Source organism: Corynebacterium sp. HMSC067D03 (assembly GCF_001811185.1).
GTDB lineage: Bacteria > Actinomycetota > Actinomycetes > Mycobacteriales > Mycobacteriaceae > Corynebacterium > Corynebacterium coyleae.
In genome coordinates this window covers 198,301-198,940 of record NZ_KV803842.1, presented here as the reverse complement: position 1 = coordinate 198,940, position 640 = coordinate 198,301, and the positions used below count along the sequence as shown (strand labels likewise).

General features: G+C 66.7%; 1 CRISPR repeat array.

What is annotated here, in order from left to right:
* Window position 1: 1 nt before the first annotated feature.
* A CRISPR array of direct repeats spans window positions 2-640; the repeat unit is 28 nt; unit sequence GTCTTCCCCGCATACGCGGGGGTGGTCC.

The following is a 640-nucleotide window of genomic DNA, read 5'->3' as shown; positions in this document are numbered from 1 at the left end:
CGTCTTCCCCGCATACGCGGGGGTGGTCCCTGGTCGCGTGCTTGGGTGGCGAGTTCCTTTTCGTCTTCCCCGCATACGCGGGGGTGGTCCCCACAAGATCGCGGCGGTGGCGCGCCGGGTGGAGTCTTCCCCGCATACGCGGGGGTGGTCCCCACCCCATCAGGGTTGTAAACACGCCCCGCATGTCTTCCCCGCATACGCGGGGGTGGTCCCCGCTCCGCCTTGGGCTGAAGTTCCTCCGGCAGGTCTTCCCCGCATACGCGGGGGTGGTCCCTCACGTCACGGGTCTTGGTGCGCTCCGCCCACGTCTTCCCCGCATACGCGGGGGTGGTCCCGCACCACGATCACGAACGCGATAGTGTCCGGCGGTCTTCCCCGCATACGCGGGGGTGGTCCCAGCGTTCTGGATGTGGCGTGGGTACTGCTACCGTCTTCCCCGCATACGCGGGGGTGGTCCCAGGCGTGTGGCACCAATCAGCATCAAGCAGAGGTCTTCCCCGCATACGCGGGGGTGGTCCAGTGCTGCGTTTCATGTCGAACGTTCGATATAGGTCTTCCCCGCATACGCGGGGGTGGTCCCTGTTGGTTACCTCGAACGCGGAGGATGTGCAGGTCTTCCCCGCATACGCGGGGGTGGTCC